This window comes from Allobosea sp. P1_A7 (assembly GCF_056406775.1).
This window is the reverse complement of sequence record NZ_JBFTZN010000414.1, coordinates 1-3,474: the sequence shown is the minus strand read 5'-3', so window position 1 is coordinate 3,474 and position 3,474 is coordinate 1. Positions and strand designations below refer to the sequence as shown.

The window sequence follows — 3,474 nt, the reverse complement described above, 5'->3', positions numbered from 1 at the left end:
CATCTCCTATGGCAACACGATCAAGAAGGAGCGCGACGTCGCGCGCGCCTTGGAGCTCGGCGTGCGCTTGTTCGCCGTCGATTGCGTAGCCGAGGTCGACAAGATCGCCCGTTCCGCCGCCCTCACCGCGGTCAAGGACGCGCGCATTTTCTGCCGCATCCTCTGCGACGGCGCCGGCGCCGACTGGCCGCTCTCGCGCAAGTTCGGCTGCGTGCCCGAAATGGCCGCGGACGTGCTTGAGCATGGCCATCGTCTTGGCCTGGGCGCCTATGGCATCTCGTTCCATGTCGGCTCGCAGCAGGCGAATGTGAACGCCTGGGATTCCGCTCTGGCCTCGGCCTCGGCGGTGTTCAAGGAATGCGCCACCCGTGGCATGTCGCTGTCGATGGTCAATCTCGGCGGTGGCTTCCCGGCGCGCTACCTGCGTCCGATCCCGGGCGTTCCGGCCTATGGCGATGCGATCTTCCGGGCGCTGTCGAAGCATTTCGGCAACCAGCTTCCGGAGACGATCATCGAGCCGGGCCGCGGCATGGTCGGCGAAGCCGGCATGATCGAGGCCGAGGTCGTGCTTGTCTCGAAGAAGAGCGAGGACGATCAGGTTCGCTGGGTCTATCTCGACATCGGCAAGTTCAGCGGTCTCGCCGAGACCATGGACGAGGCGATCCGCTATCCGATCCGCACCCCGCGCGACGGTGACGCGACCGTGCCGAGCGTCCTGGCCGGCCCGACCTGCGACTCGGTCGACGTCATGTACGAGAAGACCCCGTACATGCTGCCATTCAGCCTGGAGATCGGCGATCGCGTGCTGATCGAGGGCACCGGTGCTTATACGACGACCTATTCGGCCGTCGCCTTCAACGGCTTCCCGCCGCTGAAGCAATACGTCATCTGACGTTCCGGCTCCGGCTCCAGCCGGCGCCGCCCCCCAAATCATTCTGTTTGGCCGCGTTCGCGCGCGGCGCCGGGAAGGTCTGCGCTCTTGCGCAGGCGCTCCGGCCGGAGGTGCGTCATGATCACGATCCGCGAGGAAACCGCGTTCGACATCCAGGCCCGTGAGGCCCTGCTCGACCGTTGCTTCGGCGAGCGCCGTTTCGCCAAGACCAGCGAACGCCTGCGCGAAGGCCGGATGCCGGCCGCCGGGCTGGCGCTGGTCGCGGAGCGCGACGGCGCAGTCGTGGCAACCGTCAGGCTCTGGAACATCGATGCCGGCGGCCATGATGCGCTGCTGCTCGGGCCGCTCGCCGTCTCCCCGGATCTGCACGGCGAGGGGCTCGGCAAGACGATGATGCGCGAGGCGATCTGGCGCGCCGCCTGCCATGGCCACGGCGCTGTGCTGTTGGTCGGCGATGCGCCCTATTACGCTCGGTTTGGCTTCTCGGCCGAGCCGATGCGCGATCTTGCCATGCCTGGCCCGGTCGAGCGCGAGCGCTTCCTCGGCCTCGAACTGCGCCCCGGCGCGCTCGCGGGCGCCGCCGGCGTCCTGTCCGCAACGGGGCGCCTGATCGAGCCCCTGCCTGCCGCGGCGCTCGCAGCCTGATCGCGAGCGTCACCGCGGCGTCATCCGCACCGGGTTGTCCTCAGCGTCGTCGGGGTCGGAATCGACCCTGGCGGCGCAAAAATGGCGTTCCGGATTGACGAGCGCGGCCGCTCTCCATACGAGCCCGCGAAAGATTTACCCCCGTTCCACCCCAACCAAGGAAACATCATGACTCATTGGCCCGTCCACGGCACCATCACCGGACCGATCGTAATGATCGGGTTCGGCTCCATCGGACGCGGAACACTGCCGTTGATCGAGCGGCATTTCGAATACGACCGCAGCCGCTTCGTCGTCATCGACCCGCATGACACCAACCGTGCCCTCCTCGACGAGCGCGGCATCCGCTTCATCCAGGAAGCGGTGACCCCCGAGAACTACAAGAGCCTGCTGCAGCCCCTTCTTACCGAAGGCGGTGGCCAGGGCTTCTGCGTCAACCTGTCGGTCGACACCGGCTCGCTCGACATCATGCAATTCTGCTCCGAGCTTGGCGCACTCTATATCGACACCGTCAACGAGCCTTGGCTCGGCTTCTATTTCGACCACAGCAAGGGTCCCGAGGCCCGCTCGAACTATGCGCTGCGCGAAGCCACCATGGCTGCCAAGCGCGCGCGTCCGGCCGGCACCACCACGGCGGTCTCCTGCTGCGGCGCCAATCCCGGCATGGTCTCATGGTTCGTCAAGCAGGGCCTGCTCAACGTCGCGGCCGATCTCGGCCTCCAGACCCCCGAACCGAAGAACCGCGCCGAATGGGGCGCCCTGATGCAGCAGGTTGGCGTCAAGGGTATCCATATCGCCGAGCGCGACACCCAGCGTGCCAAGCATCCCAAGCCGCGCGATGTCTTCGTCAACACCTGGTCGGTCGAGGGTTTCGTCTCGGAAGGCCAGCAGCCGGCGGAGCTCGGCTGGGGCACGCATGAGCGCTGGATGCCAGAGAACGGTCGCACGCATGAGGCTGGCTGCCAGTCGGCGATCTATCTGCTCCAGGCCGGGGCCGAGACGCGCGTGCGGAGCTGGTGCCCGACGCCCGGCCCGCAATACGGCTTCCTGGTGACGCATAACGAGGCGATCTCGCTCTCCGATTACTTCACGGTGCGCGACGAGGCCGGCAACCCCACCTATCGGCCGACCTGCCACTATGCTTATCACCCGGCCAATGACGCCGTGCTTTCGTTGCATGAGATGTTCGGTAGCGCCGGCAAGGTGCAGGAGAAGCAGCACATCCTCGAGGAGAGCGAAATCGTCGATGGCATCGACGAACTCGGCGTACTGCTTTATGGCCACGGCAAGAATGCCTACTGGTTCGGCTCGCAGCTCTCCGTGGAAGAGACCCGCCGGATTGCGCCTTATCAGAACGCCACGGGCCTCCAGGTGACCTCCGCCGTGCTTGCCGGCATGGTCTGGGCGCTGGAGAACCCGAAGGCCGGCATCGTCGAATCCGATGAGCTCGATTTCCGTCGCTGCCTGGAAGTGCAGTTGCCCTATCTCGGCCCGGTGGTCGGGACCTATACCGACTGGACGCCGCTGCAGGGCCGCCCGGGCTTCTTCCCGGAGGATATCGACACCAGCGATCCCTGGCAGTTCCGGAACATTCTGGTCCGCTGACGCCTACCATCCTCGGGACGCCTCGCACCGGCCCGAGGGTCTCCGGCCCCCGTTGCACCGCCTGAAGCAAGGCAGCACGCACCAAACAAAAAGATCGGGTTGTTGGGGCTCCGGCCGCCCGTTGATACGGGATGACGGAGAGCGGTCTTCCGGTCAGGCTCCATCGATCCAACCGGTCAGGAGGGCCTGCCATGGAGCTGTTCGTCGGTCTTGATGTGTCTGTTCGCACCACCAGCGTCTGCGTCATGGATGCGGGCGGCAAGCTGATCCGGGAGAGCAAGGTCGAGAGCGAGCCGGAGGCGATCGGCGAGCTGCTTCATGCGATCGGCGGG

General features: G+C 66.1%; 3 protein-coding genes. All 3 read left to right on the top strand.

Annotated elements, in window-relative coordinates:
• Window positions 1-892: type III PLP-dependent enzyme (locus AC1D34_RS35345; protein ID WP_476826760.1), on the top strand; the 892-nt coding region annotated here is incomplete at its 5' end.
• A 117-nt stretch (window positions 893-1,009) separates the two neighbouring features.
• Window positions 1,010-1,537 (top strand): GNAT family N-acetyltransferase, encoded by a 528-nt coding sequence (locus AC1D34_RS35340; protein WP_441492428.1) that lies wholly within the window; start codon window positions 1,010-1,012, stop codon window positions 1,535-1,537.
• 168 nt (window positions 1,538-1,705) lie between these two features.
• Window positions 1,706-3,142: a homospermidine synthase gene (locus AC1D34_RS35335; protein ID WP_476826759.1), complete on the top strand. Its 1,437-nt coding sequence runs from the start codon at window positions 1,706-1,708 to the stop codon at window positions 3,140-3,142.
• Window positions 3,143-3,474: the final 332 nt, after the last annotated feature.